The sequence below is a fragment of the Methylobacterium sp. Leaf88 genome (genome assembly GCF_001422795.1).
Classification (GTDB): Bacteria; Pseudomonadota; Alphaproteobacteria; order Rhizobiales; family Beijerinckiaceae; genus Methylobacterium.
On record NZ_LMMK01000028.1, the window covers coordinates 1 to 1,265 of the forward strand.

Sequence of the window (1,265 nt, forward strand, 5' to 3'; positions counted from 1 at the left end):
GCGGTGGTCCAAGGGTAAAGTTAGTGCGCGGTAGGCCGCTTCACCACGGGTAGCTTGGCCGGCGCAGCTGGTCGGGCGAGCGCAGACGGCCAAGCGGAGAACGCTGGCACGAACACCTCCGGTGCCGGGGGCCGGTATCCCAGCGATGCATGTGGGCGCACAGTGTTGTAGTGACGCCTCCAGCTTTCGATCACGATCTGCGCCTCCTTGAGTGTGTAGAAGATCTCGCCATTCAGGAGTTCGTCGCGCAGACGCGCGTTGAAGCTCTCGACGTACCCATTCTCCCACGGTGAGCCTGGCGTGATGTAGGCGGTTTTGCTGCCGACCGCGGTGATCCAGGCTTGCACAGCCTTGGCGACGAACTCCGGCCCATTATCCGAACGAATATGGCCCGGTACGCCACGCAGGATGAACAGGTCCGAGAGCACGTCGATGACGTCGATCCCCTTGAGCTTACGTGCGACCCGGATCTCCAGGCATTCGTGCGTGAACTCGTCGAGCACGTTGAGCATCCGGATCTTGCGCCCATCGTGCGTGCGGGCCTCGACGAAGTCGTACGACCACACGTGATTGCGGTGTTCCGGGCGAAGACGAACACAGGAGCCGGCGTTGTCCCAGATCCGCCCCCGCTTAGGCTGCTTGGCCGGCACTTTCAGACCCTCACGCCGCCAAATGCGTTCGACGCGCTTGTCGTTGACGAACCACCCGGCCGCCTTCAGCAACGCGCTGATCTTGCGGTAGCCGTAACGCCCGTACTTTTCGGCCAACGCCACGAGATCAGCCGTCAGAGCCTCTTCGTCGTCGCGGCCCCGCGGTACCTTGCGCTGCGTCGAGCGATGTTGTCCGAGCGCCCGACAGGCGCGGCGCTCGGAGACGGTCATCGTCCGCATGATGTGCTCGACACAGGCGCGCCGGCGCGCGGGGCTCAAAAGTTTCCCCGGGACGCCTCCTGCAGGATCAACTTGTCGAGGGTGAGATCCGCAATCGCCTTTCGCAGCCGAGCGTTCTCGGTCTCCAGGTCCTTCATCCGTCGAACTTGATCCGACTTCAGGCCGCCAAACTCACGCCGCCATCGGTAGTACGTCACCGAACTCACGCCGAGCGCGCGGATTGCATCGGCCACGCTCTGGCCCTGTGAGATCAGCACATCCGCCTGCCGCAACTTGGCAACGATCTCCTCAGGTTTCGGGTGCTTTGCCATCTCGTCCGTCCTCCAGGCTCAAAAGCCATACCAAAGGGCGGACCACTTCAATGGGGGCGGATCA

At 63.2% G+C, this 1,265-nt stretch carries 1 protein-coding gene; it reads right to left on the bottom strand.

Annotation, left to right across the window (positions count from 1 at the left end; translation table 11 throughout):
• Positions 1-20 precede the first annotated feature (20 nt).
• Positions 21-1,201 (bottom strand): IS3 family transposase gene (locus ASF20_RS16100; protein WP_156648096.1). Its coding sequence is split into 2 segments (ribosomal slippage): positions 21-940 and positions 940-1,201, totalling 1,182 coding nucleotides; the frame shifts between segments, so codons are not numbered across the junction.
• Positions 1,202-1,265: the final 64 nt, after the last annotated feature.